The sequence below is a fragment of the Streptomyces sp. NBC_01410 genome (assembly GCF_045040195.1).
Classification (GTDB): domain Bacteria; phylum Actinomycetota; class Actinomycetes; order Streptomycetales; family Streptomycetaceae; genus Streptomyces.
Genome location: NZ_CP109530.1, coordinates 5631077 through 5651848 on the forward strand (window position 1 = coordinate 5631077; position 20772 = coordinate 5651848).

17 protein-coding genes are annotated in these 20772 nt (G+C 71.1%); 9 read left to right on the forward strand and 8 right to left on the reverse strand.

Features of this window, described 5'->3' with window-relative positions; genetic code table 11:
- Positions 1-19: 19 nt before the first annotated feature.
- Entirely contained in the window at positions 20-1882 is a 1863-nt protein-coding gene (locus OG741_RS26100) for a DEAD/DEAH box helicase (protein WP_405601769.1), read from the reverse strand.
- A 487-nt stretch (positions 1883-2369) separates the two neighbouring features.
- Between OG741_RS26100 and OG741_RS26105 the strand changes: the two genes are divergently transcribed.
- Positions 2370-3095, forward strand: a complete 726-nt coding sequence (locus tag OG741_RS26105; protein ID WP_266487158.1) for a ferritin-like fold-containing protein — start codon at positions 2370-2372, stop codon at positions 3093-3095.
- A gap of 154 nt (positions 3096-3249) precedes the next feature.
- Here the strand turns inward: OG741_RS26105 and OG741_RS26110 are convergent, their stop codons facing one another.
- From OG741_RS26110 to OG741_RS26125, 4 genes are all read right to left on the reverse strand, one after another.
- Complete coding sequence (locus OG741_RS26110) at positions 3250-3519, reverse strand: hypothetical protein (protein ID WP_266487160.1); 270 nt, start codon at positions 3517-3519, stop codon at positions 3250-3252.
- Between the two features lie 170 nt (positions 3520-3689).
- A complete protein-coding gene (locus OG741_RS26115) occupies positions 3690-3917 on the reverse strand; it encodes a DUF3107 domain-containing protein (protein WP_142213842.1) in 228 nt (75 codons plus the stop codon).
- 123 nt (positions 3918-4040) lie between these two features.
- Complete coding sequence (locus tag OG741_RS26120; protein ID WP_405601772.1) at positions 4041-4712, reverse strand: TetR/AcrR family transcriptional regulator; 672 nt, start codon at positions 4710-4712, stop codon at positions 4041-4043.
- 145 nt (positions 4713-4857) lie between these two features.
- Complete coding sequence (locus OG741_RS26125; protein WP_266487163.1) at positions 4858-5076, reverse strand: hypothetical protein; 219 nt, start codon at positions 5074-5076, stop codon at positions 4858-4860.
- A gap of 123 nt (positions 5077-5199) precedes the next feature.
- Between OG741_RS26125 and OG741_RS26130 the strand changes: the two genes are divergently transcribed.
- From OG741_RS26130 to moeZ, 7 genes are all read left to right on the forward strand, one after another.
- The gene (locus tag OG741_RS26130; protein WP_405601774.1) at positions 5200-6165 is read left to right on the forward strand and encodes an alpha/beta fold hydrolase; all 966 of its coding nucleotides are present in this window, start codon (positions 5200-5202) and stop codon (positions 6163-6165) included.
- An 8-nt stretch (positions 6166-6173) separates the two neighbouring features.
- Positions 6174-7463 carry a DUF3152 domain-containing protein gene (locus OG741_RS26135; RefSeq protein WP_405601775.1) on the forward strand — a complete coding sequence of 430 codons (1290 nt, stop codon included), beginning with the start codon at positions 6174-6176 and terminating at the stop codon, positions 7461-7463.
- Between the two features lie 250 nt (positions 7464-7713).
- Entirely contained in the window at positions 7714-9396 is a 1683-nt protein-coding gene (locus tag OG741_RS26140; protein WP_405605782.1) for a DUF3492 domain-containing protein, read from the forward strand.
- Between the two features lie 89 nt (positions 9397-9485).
- Positions 9486-10829 carry a hypothetical protein gene (locus tag OG741_RS26145; protein ID WP_405601776.1) on the forward strand — a complete coding sequence of 448 codons (1344 nt, stop codon included), beginning with the start codon at positions 9486-9488 and terminating at the stop codon, positions 10827-10829.
- Between the two features lie 151 nt (positions 10830-10980).
- Entirely contained in the window at positions 10981-11940 is a 960-nt protein-coding gene (locus OG741_RS26150; protein WP_405601779.1) for an NAD-dependent epimerase/dehydratase family protein, read from the forward strand.
- A complete protein-coding gene (locus OG741_RS26155; RefSeq protein WP_405601782.1) occupies positions 11928-12680 on the forward strand; it encodes a spherulation-specific family 4 protein in 753 nt (250 codons plus the stop codon). The genes OG741_RS26150 and OG741_RS26155 overlap by 13 nt, the downstream gene beginning before the upstream one ends.
- Positions 12681-12744: 64 nt before the next feature.
- On the forward strand, positions 12745-13923 hold the full coding sequence (gene moeZ / locus OG741_RS26160) for an adenylyltransferase/sulfurtransferase MoeZ (protein ID WP_361914778.1): 1179 nt from the start codon (positions 12745-12747) through the stop codon (positions 13921-13923).
- 58 nt (positions 13924-13981) lie between these two features.
- On the opposite strand, the gene OG741_RS26165 is transcribed toward moeZ, so the two are convergent.
- The 3 genes from OG741_RS26165 to OG741_RS26175 form a co-directional block, all read right to left on the reverse strand.
- Positions 13982-15568: an alpha/beta fold hydrolase gene (locus OG741_RS26165; RefSeq protein ID WP_405601784.1), complete on the reverse strand. Its 1587-nt coding sequence runs from the start codon at positions 15566-15568 to the stop codon at positions 13982-13984.
- 45 nt (positions 15569-15613) lie between these two features.
- Complete coding sequence (locus OG741_RS26170; RefSeq protein WP_405601785.1) at positions 15614-17182, reverse strand: alpha/beta hydrolase; 1569 nt, start codon at positions 17180-17182, stop codon at positions 15614-15616.
- 98 nt (positions 17183-17280) lie between these two features.
- A complete protein-coding gene (locus OG741_RS26175) occupies positions 17281-20091 on the reverse strand; it encodes a lysylphosphatidylglycerol synthase domain-containing protein (RefSeq protein WP_405601787.1) in 2811 nt (936 codons plus the stop codon).
- 215 nt (positions 20092-20306) lie between these two features.
- On the opposite strand from OG741_RS26175, the gene OG741_RS26180 reads away from it, so the two are divergent.
- Positions 20307-20657 carry an MGMT family protein gene (locus tag OG741_RS26180; RefSeq protein ID WP_405601788.1) on the forward strand — a complete coding sequence of 117 codons (351 nt, stop codon included), beginning with the start codon at positions 20307-20309 and terminating at the stop codon, positions 20655-20657.
- The last annotated feature ends 115 nt before the right edge of the window (positions 20658-20772 follow it).

Consider the following 20772-nt stretch of genomic DNA (forward strand, 5'->3'; position numbering starts at 1 on the left):
GGGCCGTCGGGGTGGTGCATCAGCTGCTCTCGGGCTGGGCTGCCTTCACCGTGCGCGTACGTCGGCGGGGCTTCGCGACCGCCTCGGGGGCGTCCGGAGCCTCGGCCGTCGCGACGGCCTCGACCGGCTTGGCGGCGCGGGTGCGGCGGCGGGGCTTGGTTTCCGGCTCGGTCGGGGGTGCGATCTGGAAGTCGACCTCGGCCTCGACCGGCTTGACGGCGCGGGCGCGGCGGCGGGGCTTGGTCTCCACCTCGACCTCCACCTCGGGCGTGATCTCGACCTCGACGGCCTTGGCGGCACGCGTCCGGCGGCGGGGCTTCGGCTCGGCCTCGACCTCGACCTCGGGAGTGATCTCGACCTCGACCGGCTTGGCGGCGCGGGTGCGGCGGCGCGGCTTGGCCTCGACCTCGGCCTCAACCTCGACCACCGTGTCGGTCGCCTCGACCGTGTCCACAGCCGTCGTCGCCGCTCCCACCCGGGTGCGGCGGCGGCGCCGCGGAGTGCGGGGCTCCGCGGGGGCGTCCGTGGTCTCGGTCGTCACCTCGGTCGTCGGCTCCGCCGTCTCCGGCGTGGAGCCGCCGCGCGTGCGGCGGCGCTGACGCGGAGTGCGCGGCGCGCGCGGTGCACGCTCCTCGGTGGCATGCGCGGACTTGCGGCCGCGGCCGCCCGTCTCGCCCAGGTCCTCGACCTCTTCCGCCCCGAGACCGGCGCGGGTGCGCTCGGCGCGCGGCAGGACGCCCTTCGTGCCCGCCGGGATGCTCAGCTCCTCGAACAGGTGCGGCGACGTGGAGTACGTCTCGACCGGGTCGCTGAGGCCGAGGTCCAGCGCCTTGTTGATCAGCTGCCAGCGCGGGATGTCGTCCCAGTCGACCAGCGTGATCGCGATGCCCTTGGCCCCCGCGCGGCCGGTGCGGCCGATGCGGTGGAGGTAGGTCTTCTCGTCCTCGGGCGACTGGTAGTTGATGACATGCGTCACACCCTCGACGTCGATGCCGCGCGCGGCGACATCGGTGCAGACGAGGACGTCCACCTTGCCGTTGCGGAAGGCACGGAGCGCCTGCTCGCGGGCGCCCTGGCCGAGGTCGCCGTGGACCGCGCCGGAGGCGAAGCCGCGGGTCTGCAGCTGCTCGGCGATGTCGGCCGCCGTGCGCTTGGTGCGGCAGAAGATCATCGCGAGCCCGCGGCCGTCGGCCTGCAGTATGCGGGAGACCATCTCCGGCTTGTCCATGGAGTGCGCGCGGTACACGTACTGCGCGGTGTTCGCGACGGTCGCGCCCTCGTCGTCCGGCGAGGTCGCGCGGATGTGTGTGGGCTGGGTCATGTAGCGGCGGGCGAGGCCGATGACCGCACCCGGCATGGTCGCCGAGAACAGCATCGTCTGGCGCTTGGGCGGCAGCAGCTGGATGATCTTCTCGACGTCGGGCAGGAAGCCCAGGTCGAGCATCTCGTCGGCCTCGTCGAGGACGAGTGCGCGCACGTGCGACAGGTCGAGCTTCTTCTGGCCGGCCAGGTCGAGCAGTCGGCCCGGGGTGCCGACGATCACGTCGACGCCCTTCCTGAGCGCCTCGACCTGGGGTTCGTACGCACGGCCGCCGTAGATGGCGAGCACGCGGACGTTGCGCACCTTGCCGGCGGTCAGCAGGTCATTGGTGACCTGTGTGCACAGCTCGCGGGTGGGGACGACCACCAGAGCCTGCGGGGCGTCGGTCAGCTGCTCGGGCTTCGCCCGGCCGGCCTCGACGTCCGCGGGGACGGTGACGCGCTCCAGCAGCGGCAGACCGAAACCGAGGGTCTTGCCCGTGCCGGTCTTGGCCTGGCCGATGACGTCGGTGCCCGTGAGGGCGACGGGGAGCGTCATCTCCTGGATGGGGAAGGGGGACATGATGCCGACGGCCTCAAGGGCCTCGGCGGTCTCGGGGAGGATCCCAAGATCCCGGAAAGTCGTAGTCAGGGTGCTGCCTCTTCTGTGAGACGCGGCACGAGGCGAACGATGGGGGTCGTACCGCACCTGGGTACTGGGCCGGCCGTGGGTTGGCCGGATGGCGCGGGACCACTGCCGTCGCTCGAGCGTCATGCCGCTGAGGGGGCCCCTCATCTGCGGTCGTACGCAACTGTGCGCACGGTCCGCGCGGAGGGCGGTCGGTTCGGAGCCGATCGTGCCACCGACCGGGCATCCTCAAGGGGACTCTGGGGAACAAGTCCCCAGTCATACATGCGATCGCCCGTCGAGTAACTAGAACGCTCGACAGGCGCATTACCACTGTACCCCGGAATCGCGCATGTGTGTTGGGCGAATTCGTAGGAACCTCACTACGGGCGAGGCTGACCAGGCCCTTCCGCCCTACGGTGGGCGGGCTATTGTGCGCTTCATGGAGACGCCTGACAACGCCACTGAACCCACCGGAATCGCCGCCCAGGACTGGGCAACGGCGTCCGCCGACCCCCAGTACCGCGCCGCCGTCGTGGATCTGCTGGGCGCGCTCGCGTACGGCGAGCTGGCGGCCTTCGAGCGGCTCGCCGAGGACGCCAAGCTCGCACCGACGCTCGGCGACAAGGCGGAGCTGGCGAAGATGGCCTCCGCGGAGTTCCACCACTTCGAGCAGCTGCGCGACCGGCTCACCGCCATCGACGCCGAGCCGACCGCCGCGATGGAGCCCTTCGCCCAGGCCCTGGACGACTTCCACCGCCAGACCGCGCCGTCCGACTGGCTCGAGGGCCTGGTCAAGGCGTACGTCGGCGACTCGATCGCCAGCGACTTCTACCGCGAGGTCGCGGCCCGCCTGGACACCGACACCCGCGGGCTGGTGCTCGCGGTGCTCGACGACACGGGCCACGGCAACTTCGCGGTCGAGAAGGTACGCGCCGCCATCGAGGCCGAGCCGCGCGTCGGCGGACGCCTCGCGCTGTGGGCGCGCAGGCTGATGGGCGAGGCGCTCTCGCAGGCGCAGCGGGTGGTGGCGGACCGCGACGCGCTCTCCACGATGCTCGTGGGCGGTGTGGCGGGCGGCTTCGACCTCGCGGAGGTGGGCCGGATGTTCTCCCGGATCACCGAGGCGCACACCAAGCGCATGGCGGCCCTGGGGCTGGCGGCCTAGCTTTCCGTCGACTCGGGCGGCTTGCGCGGCTCGCTCGGCCTGGGTGGCTCACTCGGCTCGGAGGACTCCGGGGATTTGGGCGACTCGGTCGACTCCGGAGCTTTCGGCGGCTTCCGCGGCTCCTCGGGCTTCGCGGAAGCCGCTTCGGGCGGCCTCAGAAAGGGAACGCCCGGCGCAGCCGGCCCGTCGACGGCCTGATCAGCAGCGAGAGCAGTACGGCTCCGACGGCCACCGCGCCCGCCAGCACCGCCAGAGTGTGTCCCGGACCGAGCGCCGCATGCGTCACATACGCGCCGAACAGGGCACCGAGCGGACCTGAGGTGAGCACCACGCGGCGCGACGGGAGACGGTCCGGCAGCTGCCGGACAGCGGCCCAGGCGAGGGCGAGTCCGAGCAGGACTGAACCGAGCGCTTCCAGCAGCACTGCTGATCACCTCACGGATGCCGGTGCGGGCAAATCGGTCGTAGCCCGTACTACCCGGCCCTCGTGGACTACAACCCTCCCTGAGCAGCGGAAGAGGGCCCGGCCGGGAATTCCCGCCGGGCCCTCTTCGTGCTGCTTCGGTAGTACTGCTTCAGTGACGTCTCGGCGCCCTACAGCGCGCCGAAGCCAACGCGCCGTACCGCCGGCTCGCCGATCTCGACGTACGCGATCCGGTCGGCCGGCACCAGGACCTTGCGGCCCTTGTCGTCCGAGAGGCTGAGCAGCTGCGCCTTGCCGGCCAGAGCGTCGCCCACCGCGCGCTCGACCTCCTCGGCGGACTGCCCGCTCTCCAGAACGATCTCCCGGGGCGCGTGCTGCACGCCGATCTTGACCTCCACGGCTATGTCCCTCCGAACGGTCAGTGCGTTGCGCGGTCAGCCGCGCTGTACGCAGCACACACTAGCCCGGCGAACGGACCCGGCAGGCGTCCCCCGTGAACGCCAGGAGCGAACACCGGCCGGTCAGTCTCCCTGCTGGTCGGTGCCGTGCCCTGGGTGCTGGTCGGTGCCGTGCAGCGGGAAGCCCGCGATGCCCCGCCACGCAAGCGAGGTCAGCAGCTGTACGGCCGTATCGCGCGGAATGGCGGAAGCGCTGGAGAGCCAGTACCTGGCCACCACCTGCGAGACCCCGCCGAGGCCCACGGCCAGCAGCATGGACTCCTCCTTGGACAGGCCCGTGTCCTCGGCGATCACGTCCGAGATCGCCTCGGCGCACTGGAGCGAGACCCGGTCCACGCGCTCGCGCACGGCGGGCTCGTTGGTCAGGTCGGACTCGAAGACCAGCCGGAAGGCACCACCCTCGTCCTCGACGTACGCGAAATAGGCGTCCATGGTGGCGGCGACGCGCAGCTTGTTGTCGGTCGTCGACGCGAGCGCCGTACGGACCGCGAGCAGTAGCGACTCGCAGTGCTGGTCGAGCAGCGCGAGATAGAGCTCGAGCTTGCCCGGGAAGTGCTGGTAGAGCACCGGCTTGCTGACGCCTGCCCGTTCGGCGATGTCGTCCATGGCGGCCGAGTGGTAGCCCTGGGCCACGAAAACCTCCTGGGCAGCACCCAGAAGCTGGTTCCTGCGGGCTCGGCGTGGCAGGCGTGTGCCCCGTGGGCGCGCTGCCTCTGTCTGCTCGATGGCTGTCACGCCGCCTCCCAAAATCGTTCCGTGCGCGCTGTGCGCAGCGCCGCCATCGTACTTTTGGGTAACCCGGCTGTGCGTGCTGCGAGCGCAGAATTTCACGGACCGGACAGTCGCGGTAGCTCCCTGCTCGGGGGCAATCAGGGGCAGGTCACCGGTAGTCGTCCTCGTCGAGAGCCACCACCCGGGCCTGTTCCACGGCGTCGGCCACGTTCGCCGAGTCCAGCCCATTGGGGCTGACCTGGTCGTCCTGCTCGGATTGCAGGTCCTTGAGCTGTTCCGCCGCATCGGCCTCGGGGACCTCCTCGTCGAGAGCGGCGGCCTGGTCGTCTTCTTCGAAAGTTTCCGGGTCGGTGGGATCGACAGGCATGCGGCACCGCTTTCCATGGAGAGCGCCTTTCCTACGAGCGTAGGAGCTACTGATTCGCGGCGCTATGCGATGTGTGATGCCGAACACACGAACCACGGTGTGATCGTCTCGTAACATTGCCGCATGTCTTCGACCGAGCTGCCGGGAGTCCGCGCCGCGACCGCTGCCGTGGCCCCCAAGGTCGCGGCCGTACGGGTCGCCGAGGGGGAGGAGCTTCGCTCCGTAACGCTGCCCGGTCTGACGCTCAACGTCAGATCGCGTCCCCCGGCGCGCTCCGGGCTGACGCACGCGCTGTACGTGCACGGCCTGGGCGGTTCCTCGCTCAACTGGTCCGCGCTGATGCACCTGCTCGAGGATGTCGTGGACGGAGAGGCGCTGGATCTGCCCGGTTTCGGGGACTCCCCGCCGCCGGACGACGGCAACTACTCGCTCACGGGACACGCCCGGGCCGTGATCCGTTTTCTGGACGCCGCGGGGCACGGGCCCGTGCATCTGATCGGCAACTCGCTGGGCGGCGCGGTCTCCACCAGAGTCGCTGCCGTCAGACCCGATCTGGTGCGCACGCTCACCCTGATCTCGCCCGCCCTTCCCGAGCTGCGCGTCCAGCGCTCGGCCGTGCCCACCGCGCTGCTGGCACTGCCCGGTGTGGTCTCGCTCTTCACCAGGATCACCAAGGACTGGTCGGCCGAGCAACGCACAAAAGGCGTGCTCGAACTGTGTTACGGCGACCCCACGCGCGTCACCGACGAGGCGCTGCGCAATGCTGTGGAAGAGATGGAGCGGCGCATACAGCTCCCGTACTTCTGGGACGCCATGGCCCGCTCGGCGCGCGGGATCGTCGACGCGTACACCCTGGGCGGTCAGCACGGACTGTGGCGGCAGGCGGAGCGGGTGCTCGCGCCGACGCTCCTGGTGTACGGAGGACGCGACCAGCTCGTCGCGTACCGTATGGCGCGCAAAGCGGCGGCGGCTTTCCGGGACTCCCGGCTGCTGACACTCCCGGACGCGGGGCACGTCGCCATGATGGAGTACCCGGAAACGGTCGCCCTGGCCATCCGGGAGCTGCTCGACGACTGCGGTGGGAGCTGATCCGGGGCGTGGGACGACATAGTCGCAAGGGCCCCGCACCCAAGGGCTCCGATTCGGACAGTAAATCCGGTATAGGGACGGATCGGGCAGGCGGGCGGCTCGGCCGCCCCGCCGCGCCGGGTGCCGAGCAGCACACGCCTTCCGGCTACGGCATACCGCCGGCCAGGGGTGGACACCCCGAGCAGCGCGAGCCGGGCGGTGGCTGGGGCGTACCGCAGCAGTACCAGAACTGGCAGGGTGCCCCGGGCGGGCAGCGGGTGCAGACGCCGCAACCGCCACCTCGTACGGTGGCCGGCGGGGCGCGAATACCGGGCCCGCGACGGGAGTTCGTCGAGGCCTTCGACCAGCCCCAGCAGGGCAGGGGGCCGCAGGACGATCCGTACTCCTCCACCACCACCTGGGACGTCGAGCCAGACCCAGCCTTCGACGCGTACATGGACGGCGCGGGCGAGGACGGCGTGCCCGAGGAGCGGCCCGCCAAGGGCGGCAAGGGGCGCACCTTCACCGGGATCGCCGCCGCCGCGGTGACCACCGTGCTCGCGGTCGTCGTGGCCGGCCAGGTGGCAGCCGACAATCACGGCCACTCCAGCGCCCAGTCCGCGGGCCAGGACCGCGGTGGCGCCGAGAGCCCGGCCTCCCGTTCCCAGAACCGGCAGGCCCCGCAGAAGGGCGGAGCCGCTGCTCCCGCGGCCCCGCCCTCGTACCGGCAGCTGATGGCCTCACAGTTCGCGCTCGCCCCCAAGCTGAAGGCGAGCGGAAAGTTCGAGGCCGTCCCCGGCTTCGACAAGGCGCCCGGCAAGGGCCGCAAGATCCGCTACCGGGTGGATGTCGAACGGGGCCTCGGACTCGACGGAGCGCTCTTCGCCAAGGCCGTCCAGGAAACCCTGAACGACGACCGCAGCTGGGCGCACGGCGGCGCGATGACCTTCGAGCGGATATCTTCCGGCGATCCCGAATTCGTCATCACGCTCGCCAGTCCCGGCACCACGGACGACTGGTGCGCCAAATCCGGTCTGGACACCAGCGCCGACAATGTCTCCTGCGATTCCGCGTCGACAGACCGCGTGATGATCAACGCGTACCGCTGGGCCCAGGGCTCCGAGACGTACGGCCCCCAGGCGATGCTCACGTACCGTCAGATGCTCATCAACCACGAGGTCGGGCACCGGCTCGGACACGGGCATGTGACCTGCCGTACGCCGGGAGCGCTCGCGCCGGTGATGCAGCAGCAGACCAAGTCCCTCGACATCGACGGCATCAAGTGCAGACCCAACCCCTGGGTGTACCCCGGCAGTTGAGTCCGCCGTGCGGGACCGGTGTCTCAGCCCCCGCGCCCTGCGCGTCGGCAGAGGCGGCTGAGTTGATCACTGAAACCGCACCGTAGCGCGACAGAACGCAACCGGCACGCGAAAGTTACGTGCATTCACCCCTTCCGGTGGCGCGATGGACAACCGTCCGTCGCGCCACCGTCGTACCGGCTTAACGTCGTCACGCTGCGAGTCGCCGGACCAACGGCGGCCGCCCACAAGGGAGATCGGGGGTGTGCTCGTGCGGATCGGACTGCTTACGGACGGTGGTTATCCGTATGCGACGGGTGAATCCAGGCTGTGGTGCGACAGGCTTGTGCGCGGGCTGGCGCAGCACGAGTTCGACATCTACGCGCTGAGCCGCAGCGCACAGCAGGAAGACCACGGCTGGATCCAGCTCCCGGCGCAGGTGCAGCGCGTGCGCACCGCCCCGCTCTGGGCGCCCGAGGACGACGGGCACACATACGGCAGACGCGAACGACGGCGCTTCGTCGGCCACTTCACGGAACTCGCCGCCGCCGTCTGCGGACCGGGCGAAGGCTTCGCGGACGGCCTCTACGGCCTCGCCGAACTCGCCCGCGAACGGGGCGGCCTCTACGCCGCGCTCCGCTCCGAACTGGCCGTGCGCGCCCTCGAATCCGCCTGCCGCGCCCCCGGCGCGCGCCGCACCGTGCACGCCGCCACCGTCCCCGACTACCTCGCCTTCGCCGACCAGCTGGAGCGCGCCCTGCGCCCGCTCTCGCTCGACTGGTACGGCGACGACGGGCTCGGAGCCGTCGATCTCTGCCATGCCGCGTCCGGCGGCTCCGCAGCGCTCTCCGGCCTGCTGGCCAAACGCTTCTTCGGGGTTCCGCTGCTGGTCACGGAGTACGGCGTTCAGCTGCGCGCGCACTATCTGGCCGCGAGCGAGGGCGAGCTGACCGCACCGGTACGCGCGCTGCTCGCCGCCTTCCAGGGCCGACTGGCGGCCGAGGTGTATGCCCAGGCTTCCGTCATCACCCCCGGCAACACGCACGCCCGGCGCTGGCAGGAGAAGTGCGGCGCCGATCGCGCCAAGCTGCGGACCGTCTACCCGGGCATGGAGGCGGATCGGTTCGCCGCGGTCGGCGACGGCGACGACAGCGGAGACGGGCACACCCTGGTGTGGGTCGGCAGGTTCGAGCCCGCCAAGGACCTCATCGCGCTGCTCCACGCCTTCGCCGAGGTGCGCAAGGAGGAGCCGCAGGCGCGGCTGCGGATGTTCGGGGCGCCGGTGCACGGGCCCGAGGCCGCGACGTATCTCGCCCACTGCAAGGCGCTGGCCGCCCAGCTCTTCCCCGACGAGGCCGCCGACGCGCACGCCGTGGGCGACAACCCCGTCTCGTTCGAGGAGATCGGCGGGCCCGAGGCCCCCGAACTCGCCGACGCCTACGCGTCCGGCGGCGTGGTCGTCCTGTCCAGCGTCGTCGAGGGCTTCCCGATCAGCCTTGTCGAGGCGATGTTCTGCGCCCGCGCGACGGTGTCGACGGACGTCGGCGCGGTCGTCGAAGTCATCGGCGGTACGGGCCTGGTCGTGCCCCCGCGCAACCCGCGGGCGCTCGCGGACGCCTGCCTCGCGCTGCTGCGCGACCCGGAGCGCCGGGAACGGCTGGGCGCCGCCGCACGCGCCCGCGCACTCGAACTGTTCACGATCGAGCAGAACCTGACGGCATTTCGCGGCATTTACCTGGAGCTGATCTCGCACTCCCCGGTGAAGCGAGAAGCCGTCGACGAGGACGGCGAGCCGCTGCCCTTCGCCCATCCCGCCGAGGCGCATGTCCCGGGCCACTGGACGGGCGGCGGCGCCGCGTCCAGCGGCCGCACCCCGCGCTGGGCGGACAGACAGGACCCGGTCGGCGGCGGCCTGGTCGGCGCGGCCGTGACCCCGAAGGAGGCGCGCGCATGAATACGTCGCGGATCACTGAGAGCGCGGGGGGCGCGTCGGACGCTCTGGATGCGGAAGACCACGTGAGCACCCGGGGTGCGGAAGAGCACGTGAGCCTCCTTCGCACCGCGCACGCCTGGGGCGCCGAAAGCGCTCCATGTGCCGTCGGCCCCGATCCGAGCGCCGGAGAGTCCGGCAGCTCACGGACCACCGGGACCACCGAAGGCACCGGCAGCGGACCCTCCGACCGGCTCTCCAAGGAGCCCTCCGCTCTCGACGGGGCCTGGCCGCTCGCCGGCGGCGACGCGAGGGACAGCCGTGGCGACGCCCACCTCGCCGACGTCCGGGATGACGAGCCGGCGAAGACACGCAGGCCCCCGGCCCCCCGGCGCGGCCCTGCCGACCCTGTCAAGGCGCTGATGCACCGCCACCGGGAGCTGTGCGAGCGCGCCGTCGACCCCCTGGAGATCGCCGCGGGTCTCGAAGCCCACGGCATCACCGACCGGACCGCCGCCCGCTTCCGTCACCGGGACGTCTTCTCGCTCGCCGAGGAGCTGTACGCCCGCGTGCCGCGGGGAGCGGAGTCGGCGGAAGGGGCCGGCCGTCCGGCGCGCGCGGCCCAGGCGCGCGCCGGACGCCGCCCCCGAGCCGCCGGGCGCGCACTTCTCACGCTCCTGCCAGGCGCCGTCTGCGCCCTCGCCGTCGCCCTCACGGAGGCGATGGACGGCGGTGCCCCGATCGCCGTCGCGGCCGCGGGTGCGATCGGCGTCGCCGTCGCACTCACGCTGTGTCTGCGGCGCGGTCCCCTGCGCGCCGAGGGGCGCACGGTCCCCGCCGTACGCCTGTGGACGCTCTGGCTGCTGGCGTACGCGGCGTACGGAGAAGGCCTCCTCGACGAGATCGTCGCCGGGGGCCCGGACGGCCCACTGCCCCTGAGCGCCGCCCCACTCGTCGGGCTCGCCCTCGCCGTCGCCCCCGCGGCCGGGTGCGCCCGCCTCTTCTCCGTACAGGCACGGCGCAGGCTGGACGGCAGCCGGGGCCTGGAGGAGTTCGCGTCCGGGATGCGTCCGCTGTTGCTGGGAATCGTCGCCCTGTACGTCGCATCCCTCGGCGCGCTCCTCGTCCTGGCCGGCCTGGTATTTCCCCATCAGGCCCTCGTCCCCGCCGTGGCCCTCGGCGCCCTGCTCTTCCTGGCCAGGCTGCTGATCGTCCACGGCTACCCGGCGTCCGCGTCCGCGGGACTCGCCGTCGCCTGCGGTGCCGAGGTCCTCTTCCCCGCCCTCCTGCTGGCCGGACGCCTGCCCGGCTTCGAGGTCCTGGCGAGTCCCGTCGAGGCGGCCGTCGGAGCCTGGGGCGCCGGTGCCTTACCTGCCATCGCCTGCTCGGCCGCGGCGCTCGGCCTGCTGGCCCATGCCACCGCGGCCCTGTCCCGGGCCTCGGCGCACACCGTCTGACCCCCGCGGAGCCGACATCGCGGGCGCATCCGGCACCCGTGTCGCCACGGGATCCGGCACCCCTTCCGCACCGACAGCAACACCCCTAAGGAGAAAGCGACATGACCCCCCAACCCCCAACAGAGGCCCGTCGGCACACAGGGGCCGCGCGATGAGGGTGCTCCTGCTCGGTGCCAATGGATTCCTCGGCCGCTTCGTCGCCGACCGGCTGCTCGCCGACCCCGCCGTGCACCTGACCGCCCTCGGGCGCGGTGACGACGCCGACGTACGCTTCGACCTCGCCGGAGGCAGCCCGGGCGCGCTCACCCGCTTCCTGGGCGCAGTCCACCCGGGTGTCGTCATCAACTGCGCCGGCGCCACCCGCGGCGGCGCCCGCGAGCTGACCCGGCACAACACCGTCGCCGTCGCCACCGTCTGCGAGGCCCTGCGCCGCAGCGGCTGTGGCGCCCGGCTTGTCCAGGTCGGCTGCGCCTCCGAGTACGGTCCGTCCCAGCAGGGTTCGTCGACCGCGGAGGATGCGATTCCGCGCCCGGGCGGCCCGTACGGCGTCAGCAAGCTCGCCGCCACCGAGCTGGTACTCGGCGCGGGCCTGGACGCCGTCGTGCTGCGGGTCTTCTCACCCGTCGGCCCCGGCACCCCGGCCGGTTCACCGCTCGGCCGTCTCGCCGAGGCGATGCGCCGCGCGATGCAGTCCGGCGACGGTGAGCTGAAGCTCAGCGGGCTCGGCGTGCAGCGCGACTTCGTCGACGTACGGGACGTGGCGCGCGCCGTGCACGCCGCCTCGCTCTCCGCCGCGCAGGGCGTCGTCAACATCGGTACGGGACGTGCCGTACGACTGCGCGACGCGGCCGCCGTCCTGGCCCGGGTCGCGGGCTACGCGGGCGCGCTGCACGAACTCGACGCGAGCCCCGGCCGCCCCTCCATCGGAGCCCCCCGCTCCGAATCCGTGCTGGAGCAGCTGTCCGCGAACCCGGCCCCCTACCCCGACGGCTGCGGCAGCTGGCAGCAGGCGGATGTGCGCACTGCCCGCGACCGCCTCGGCTGGCGCCCCCGCATCAACCTCGAAGAGTCCCTCGCCGACATCTGGATGGAGGCGGCATGCCGCATCTGACCACCACGGGCACCAAGCTCTCCGCGACCGGCGCGGAGAGACTCGGCTTCGGCATCCCCGGCTATGCCCACCCGCTGCTCGCCCCGGTCGAATGGGCCGAACTGACCCGCCCGGGAACGCCCCTGCACTGGGTCGTCCTCAATGTCGACGGCGGTCCTGGGGCACGCCCCGACCCGCACTGCCTGGAGGCCGCGGGCAAGCTGCGCAATGCGGGCGTGCGAGTTCTGGGCCATCTCGACATGGCCCACGGCTCGCGATCCTTCGGCCATCTCGTCTCCGAGGCGCACCTCTACCTCGAGTGGTACCGGGTCGACGGCTTCCTGCTGGACCGCTGCCCCACGGACCGCGCCGATCTGCAGGAGGTGCGGCGCACGACGGCGACGCTGGAGGCCGTACTCGACGGCGGCCATGTCGTCCTCGGGCACGGCTCGCATCCGTATCCGGGCTACGCGGAGGTCGCCGACCAGCTGGTCACCTTCTCCGGGCCATGGACGGATTACCGCTGGTCACAGGTGGCGGAGTGGACGGCGGACCATCCGCCGGAGCGCTTTGTGCACTTCGTGCACGGGGTGCCGCGCACCCACCTGGAGGAGGCCACCCGAATCGCCCGCTGGCAGGGTGCCGGGACGATCTTCTTCACCGATCGCACGGACCAGTGGGGGCAAAACAGTCCATTCGAGGCACTGCCCGGCTACTGGGACGAAATCGTCTCGCGGATCGGACCGGGTGTCTCGGAATGAGGAGGGCCGTGGCAGTGTTACGGGGAGAACAACCGTACTGACTTATCGACGCAACGGAGTCCCCGTGTCGCTGCCACCCCTGGTCGAGCCAGCTGCTGAGCTCACCGTCGACGAGGTCCGCAGGTACTCCCGCCACCTGATCATCCCCGATGTCGGGATGGACGGGCAGAAGCGGCTGAAGAACGCCAAGGTGCTGTGTGTGGGCGCGGGCGGCCTGGGTTCGCCGGCCCTGATGTACCTCGCCGCCGCCGGCGTCGGCACGCTCGGCATCGTGGAGTTCGACGAGGTCGACGAGTCGAACCTGCAGCGCCAGATCATCCACAGCCAGGCCGACATCGGCCGCTCCAAGGCCCAGTCCGCCAAGGACTCGGTGCTCGGCATCAACCCGTATGTGAACGTGGTCCTGCACGAAGAGCGGCTCGAGGCCGAGAACGTGATGGACATCTTCAGCCAGTACGACCTGATCGTCGACGGCACGGACAACTTCGCGACGCGCTACCTGGTCAACGACGCGTGCGTGCTCCTGAACAAGCCGTACGTCTGGGGCTCGATCTACCGCTTCGACGGACAGGCCTCCGTCTTCTGGTCCGAGCACGGTCCCTGCTACCGCTGCCTCTACCCCGAGCCCCCGCCGCCGGGCATGGTCCCCAGCTGCGCCGAGGGCGGCGTGCTGGGCGTGCTCTGCGCGTCCATCGGCTCCATCCAGGTCAACGAGGCCATCAAGCTGCTCGCGGGCATCGGTGAGCCGCTGGTCGGCCGACTGATGATCTACGACGCCCTGGAGATGCAATACCGCCAGGTCAAGGTCCGCAAGGACCCGGACTGCGCGGTCTGCGGCGAGAACCCCACCGTCACCGAGCTCATCGACTACGAGGCCTTCTGCGGCGTCGTGTCCGAAGAGGCCCAGGAGGCGGCGGCCGGTTCGACGATCACTCCCAAGCAGCTCAAGGAGTGGATCGACGACGGCGAGAGCATCGACATCATCGATGTCCGTGAGATCAACGAGTACGAGATCGTCTCGATCCCCGGCGCCAGGCTGATCCCGAAGAACGAGTTCCTGATGGGCACCGCTCTGCAGGACCTGCCTCAGGACAGGCGCATCGTCCTGCACTGCAAGACGGGTGTCCGCAGTGCGGAAGTCCTCGCCGTGCTCAAGTCCGCGGGCTTCGCGGACGCGGTGCATGTCGGCGGCGGCGTGATCGGCTGGGTCAACCAGATCGAGCCGGACAAGCCGATCTACTGACGCGGATGTGTGCAGGGCCCCGGACCGCAGCGCTGGTCCGGGGCCTTTGCGTGCGCCGCTACGAGCAGGTCTTGCCGTTCGCCGGGACCTTGCCGTCCAGCAGATACGCGTCCACCGTCTCCGTCACGCAGGCCCCGTTTCCGTAGGCACCATGGCCCTCGCCCTTGTTGGTGAGCAGCACTCCGACGCCCGCACCGAGCTCGTCCGCCATCTTCTTCGCGCCCTCGTACGGAGTCGCCGGATCGCCGGTGGTGCCGACGACCAGGATCGGCGCCGCGCCCGCGGCGGCGACGTCGGGCGTGTCGGACTCGCCGGGGACAGGCCAGTCGGCGCACCAGCCCGCCAGGTCCCAGGCCAGATAGGGGCCGAAGACCGGCGACACCTTAATGAACTCGGCGAGATGGCGGGACCTGACCTCGGCGGCCGTCACCCGGCCCTTGGTGTCCGCGCAGGATATGGCGCGCTGGGAGTGGTCCTGGGTGCTGTAGTGGCCCGTCCGGTCACGGCTGTAGTACGCCTCCGCCATGATCAGCAGACGCGTGCCGTCGCCGTGCTCCGCCTCGTCCAGCGCCTGGGTGAGGTAGGGCCAGCTGTCCTTCGAGTACAGCGGAAGGACGATCCCCGTGAGCGCCAGGCTCTGGGTGAGCGTGCGCCCCTCGTCGGTGGGCAGCGGCTTGCGGTCCAGCCTGTCGAGGAGCTTCACGACCCGTTCGGTGCCGTCCTTGGCGCTGATGTCCCGGCTCTTGAAGTAGTTATCCAGGGCGCGTTGGAAGCCCAGCGCCTGGCCGCGCGAGTGTCCGGCGTAGCCGGCGGTGGGATCGACCACGGCGTCCAGAACGAGGCGTCCGACGTTCCTGGGGAACAAGTGGGCATAGACGCCGCCCAGTTCGGTGCCGTAGGAGAAGCCGAGGTAGTGCAGCTTGGCGTCGCCGAGGACCTGGCGTATCAGATCCATGTCGCGGGCGGCGTTGGTGGTGCCGACATGCGGCAGCACCCGGCCGGACTTCTTGGCACAGCCGGCGCCGAAGGCCACGGAGTCGTCGATGTACGCCTTCTCCTCCGCCGGGGTGTCGGGGGTGAAGTCCAGCCGGTGCGCGGCCTCGATCTCCTTGTCACCCCGGCAGGTCACCTCGGCGCTCTCGGCGACACCGCGCGGATCGAAGCTGACCAGGTCGTAGCGGCTGTGCAGCGTCTTGAACTGACCGGCCGCGCCGGGCAGCGCGCCGACACCCGAGCCGCCGGGACCGCCGAAGTTGAACAGGAGCGAACCGATCCGCTTGGACCCGTCCTCGGCCTTCGAGCGGATCAGGGCGATCCCTATCGTCTCGCCCGTGGGCTTGCTGTAGTCGAGAGGGGCTTTGAGCCGGGCACACTGCCACTGTCCGCCCGGTCTCTTCGCATTGCTGCCCGCGGCCTTCACGGGCGCCTCGCAGCGCTTCCAGTCGAGCTTCTGACCGGTGAGCGCGGCGGGCAGAACCGGCTCGCTCGGAGCCGCCTTGCCCGGGGAGTTCTGCGAGGCGGAGGGCGCGGCCGCGTTCTTGCCGTCGTCACCCGCCTTGTCCTGACCGCTGTCACAGCCGACGGCCAGACCTGCCACCAGCAGCGCGCTCACGGCCAGGGCCCCCGCCCGTACCCGAATCGTCATACGTGCCCCCGCGCTTCGAAGATTGTTTCGACATCCTAGGTGGGGCTACTGACACACCGTGCCCGAGGCAGGCACCTTGCCCTCCAGGAGGTACGAGTTCACCGCCCGCTGCACGCACGCGCTGCCGCCGTTGTACGCGCCGTGTCCCTGACCCCGGTAGGTGAGCTCGATGCCGACCCCCTTGCCGAGGGCGTCGGCCATCGCCTTCGCCCCCTCGTAAGGGGTCGCCGGATCCCCGGTGTTGCCGATGACGAGGATGGGCGGTGCGCCGGGGGCCGACACATCGGGTGTGTCCCAGGTGCCCGGCAGCGGCCACTCGGTGCAGCCCATCAGACCCCAGCCGAGGTAGTCGCCGAAGACGGGCGACGCCCGGCGGAACTCGGGGAGCTTCGCCTTCGTCTGTTCCAGGGTCCATCGGTCCTTGAAGTCGACGCAGTTGATGGCCGCGTTCGCCGCCTGGATATTGCTGTAGTGGCCGTTCTCGCCGCGCCCGTTCAGCGAGTCGGCGAGTGCGAGCAGCAGCCCGCCGTTGCCGCCGTCGGCCTCGTCGAGACCCTGCTCCAGGTACTGCCAGTACTCCTTGGAGTACAGGGCCTGCGCGATGCCGCTGGTGGCCTGGCTCTGGGTCAGCATCCGGTCGCCGCTGGCGGGGATCGGCTTCTTCTCGAGCTCGTCGAGGAGGGCGATGATCCAGGCCTCGACCTCCTTCGCGGTGGAGCCGGGCAGCAGGCACTTGTCGCCGCGGTTCACGCAGTCCTGGGCGAAGTTGTCGAGGGCCAGCTGGAAGCCCTTCGCCTGGCCAAGGGAGCCCTCTTCGGAGTTCTTGGTGGGGTCCACGACAGCGTCGAAGACCGCCCGGCCGACCTTGGTGGGATACAAGTGGGCGTAGACGCCGCCCAGTTCGGTGCCGTACGAAATGCCGAAGTAGTAGAGCTTGTCGTCGCCGAGGACTTGGCGCATCAGGTCCAGGTCGCGGGCGGCGTTGACGGTTCCGACGTAGGGCAGTTGGTCCCCGGATTTCTTCTCGCAGGCCGCTGCGAAGGACTTCAGACCTTCGGCGAAGGTCTTCTCCTCGGTGGTGTCGTCGGGCGTCGAATCCTGCTGGTAGTACGCGTCGAGCTGCTTGTCGTCCTTGCACTCCACCGCGGCGCTGCGGCCGACCCCGCGCGGGTCGAAGCTCACCAGGTCGTAACGGGTGTGCAGGGCTGCGTAGTCCGCTGCGGCGGGCGGCAGACCGGCGACCCCGGAGCCTCCGGGTCCGCCGAAGTTGAATATGAGGGAGCCGATGCGCTTGGACTGGTCGCGGGCCCTGGCGCGTATGAGGGCGAGCTCGATGGTGTCGCCGCCCGGCTTGGCGTAGTCGAGCGGGGCGTCCATGAAGGCGCACTCCCAGACCGTGCCGCCGGGCAGCGGCGACGGCGCGGTGCCGCCGCCCTCCGCGTCCGAGGGGGCCGGGCACGCCTGCCAGTCCAGCTTCTGGGAGGCGAGCTCCTTCGCCCGCTCCTGGTCGGTCTCCTTGCCCTTGCCGCCGTCGTCGGAACAGCCGGCTGCGGCCAGCAGCACGGCGGCACAGGCGCTGGTGGCGGCGGCGCGGACGACGGAGGAACGGGCCATGCTCCCATCGTGCGCCGCGGGTGCGGGCTGCGCCCGCGACGACGGTCCATGCGGGTGGTTCGTCAAGGGTGGGGCGGGAACACCCCCCCCGGCATCGCCTACAGCGCGCCCTTGCGCGTCAGGTGGTTGAACGCGAACCACCCCGGCAGCACCGGCAGCCACAGCGTCATCATCCGGTACAGCAGCACCGCCGGCGCCGCCACCTCCTTCGGCACCCCCGCCACGATCAGACCGAAGGTCAGCGCACCCTCCACCGCACCCACACCGCCCGGCGTCGGCGCCGCCGACCCCAGCGCGTTGCCCGCGAGGAACACCACGGCGATGCTGGCGTAGCTCAGCGGCTGGTTGCCGTTGTCGAAGGCACGGATCGACGCGTCCAGACACATCACGAAGAGACCGGTCAGCAGGAGCATCCCGCCGATGCCGGTGATCAGCTTCATCGGCCGCTGCAGTACGTCGAGCATGCGCGGCACGACCCCGGCGAACAGCGAACGCAGCCGCGTCGAGACGAACTTCCGCAGGAACGGGATCGCGGTCACCACCAGCACCAGCACCGCGACCGTCAGCAGCCCCGCGATCACGGTCCTGGACGGGGTGAACGACGCCGTCCGCTCCGTACCGGTCAGATAGCCGAAGGCGAGCAGCAGCATGACGTGCGCGCCGAGCCCGAAGAGCTGGGAGGCGCCGACACTGGCCACAGCGAGCCCGGGGCGCACTCCCGAGCGCTGCAGGAAGCGGGTGTTCAGCGCGACACCGCCGACCGCCGCCGGGGCGACGATCTTGACGAAGGATCCGGCGACCTGGGCGACGACGGTCCGCAGGAATCCCACCCGCTCGGGCACGAAGCCCAGCAGGCTCATCGCCGCGGCGAAGTAGCTGAGCGCGGAGAAGGCGACAGCGGCCGCCACCCAGCCCCAGTGGGCCTGGCCGAAGACCGTGCCGAAGTCGATGCCCGCGAGCTGTGAGAGCAGGAAGTACGCGGCGACCGCGCCCGCGATGAAGCTGACGAGCGTGCGCGGCCTGATCCGTTCCAGACGGACCGGTTCGACCGGCGCCTGCGGCCTGATCAGCAGCATCTGGGCGCGGATCTGGGAGAGCAGATCCTCCTCGCGCGCCTCGTCCATGGCCTCGTCCATGGCCTTCTTGTCGGCCTGCTTCTCGGCGCGTTCCGTCTTGCGTACGACTTTGGGGTCGGCGTGCGCCTCTTCCGTACGGGCCCGCTTGGCGGCGGCCGACGCCTCGAGGACGGCCTCCCGCTCCCGCTGGGACCGCTCACGCGCGAGCCTGCGCAGCGTCGCCCGGGTCGAGCGGCTGAGCGCGATGGGCTGGAGCAGCGGCAGGCAGTCGGCGACCTGGTCCGGGCCGAGCACCTCGACCGCGGTGGCCACCGCACGCTCGGCGCCGATGCGCAGGCCGGTGGTGGTGAGCAGCTGCGCGATGTCCATGCGCAGCACCACGTCGCTCGCCGCGATCTCGCCGCCGCGCAGATCCGTGAGGATCACCGTGCCGGAACGATCCACCAGAATCGCGTCGCCGGTCAGCCGCCGGTGCGCGATGCGCCTCGACTGGAGCGCCTTCACCTGTCGCCAGGCCCCGCGCACCACGTCGTCGGTGACCTCGTCGTCGTCCATGGAGTCGAGGGAACGGCCGCCCAGGTGCTCGTAGACCAGCATCACGGCGTCCGGGCCGAGCTCGGAGGTGGCGATCAGCTTCGGGGCGTTGGCTCCGGCGGCGATCGCCGCGTACGCGAGCAGCGCCTCCTGCTCCAGCGCCTGGCGCAGCGACTGGATGGAGCGGCGGGTGGTGATGGAGCGCAGCGTGAGGCGCCGCCACACGCGGTAGAAGAAGCCCTGGGCCTGCTGCTCGCGGTCGACGACGGTGACATCGAGCGGCGAGCCCTCCTCCAGCGTGACCAGGTAGCGGCGGCCGCGGTCGCCCTGGTCGGCGCTGTCGGGGATGTCCTCGGCCCGCATGGCGGTGACCGGGCGGAAACCGACATGGCGAAGACCGGCCAGCAGGGTCTGGCCCGTGGGGCGTACGTTCGGCGAGCCGACGGCGTAGAGCGTTCCGTACGCCACGGTCCAGCCGAGCAGGATGGTGAGGATGATCGAGAACGGTGTGGTGTACCCGGCGACCAGCATCGCGAAGGCGTCGAGCAGCAGCACCACCCACAGGACCACCCGCCATCGCGGTCTTCGGGACATTCCGACGGCCGTCATGTAGGCGATGACGGGCGCGAGATATCCGTGAACGGGATCGGTCAGCCCGCCGCCGGTCTGTGCCTGTGTCAGGGCTTCCTGGAGGGTGCCGGGCGCGGCCCTGGCGACCCAGAGGTCGGTGGCGAGAGTGGCTCCGTGCGCGAGCACGGCGGCCAGTACGCCGTCCGCGATCCGCAGACCGTCGCGTTTGATCAGCCGTTCGATGGCGAAGGCGACCGGGACGAGCAGTACGGCGATGCTGGACACCAGGCCGGCGATCTTGACGAACAGGTCGGGGGCCTGGTCGGTGCCCTTGTCGATGTCCTGTGCGAGGCCCGTCGTGGTGGCCTGGGCGAAGGCGGCCACGGCGAGGACGATCGCGATGACGAGGATGCCGATGAGCAGGCGCATCAGATCGGAGGGCCGGTGGACGCGGGCGGCCAGCAGCGGCTCGTCCCCGGAGACGCGGTCGACGCCGGCCACGTCGGTCACCTCGGCCGCGTCCGGCGACTCGTCGGCCGTCCTGTCGGCTGCCTTCTCTGCGGCTGTCTGGTCCGAGGAGGTCTTGTCCGCGGCGGCGTCGGACGCTTTCCCGGCACCGGCACTGGAGGCGGCACCGGCCGCCGCCTCGTCGCTCGTATCCGGCTGCGGAACGGGCGCGTCCGGGTACGACTCGGCCTCAGGGGTGCTTGCCACCTTCGGAGGCTGCACGCCCTGCTCCCTCGCCGTCTCGGTCTCTTCTTGATCTCGTATCACCAGTCACCGCCCGCATGATGGTGGCACGACCGGACGACAGCGGGGGGCATCAGGGTGCATCGCGGGGACGGGAGGTGCGCGAGATACGCCCCTTTGCCCGCCGGAACCGACCGCCCGCGCGGTGCCCGCGGCGCAGGGCGTTGTCGGTGGCGTGCGGCAGGATGGGCCGGATGGAAGAGCTGCGGGAGTACGCGGAGCGGGTGCTCGAGGTCGCCGAGCTCATCCCGCCCGGCCGCGTGATGACCTACGGCGACATTGCCGAATGGCTCGAAGAGGGCGGCCCGAGGCAGGTCGGCCGGGTCATGGCGCTGTACGGGGGCGGGGTGCCCTGGTGGCGCGTCGTCCGCTCGGACGGCACGCTGCTGCCCGGCCATGAGCTCAGCGCCCTGGCGCACTACCGCAGCGAGGGGACGCCCCTGCGCGAGGCCGCACGAAGCGCCGACAGCCATGTGCCGCGCCTCGACATGAAGCGCGCGCGATGGGACGGCGACGAGGGTGCCGACGACAGCGCTCACATATGACAGCTTCCGCCAATCGGGGGCGGCACGGGGAATCGGAGGACCGTACGGAGTACCGGGACTACAGGCGGTACGCGACGGACTCACTGCGTTCCCGCCAAGCGCTGGCGTAGCGTCG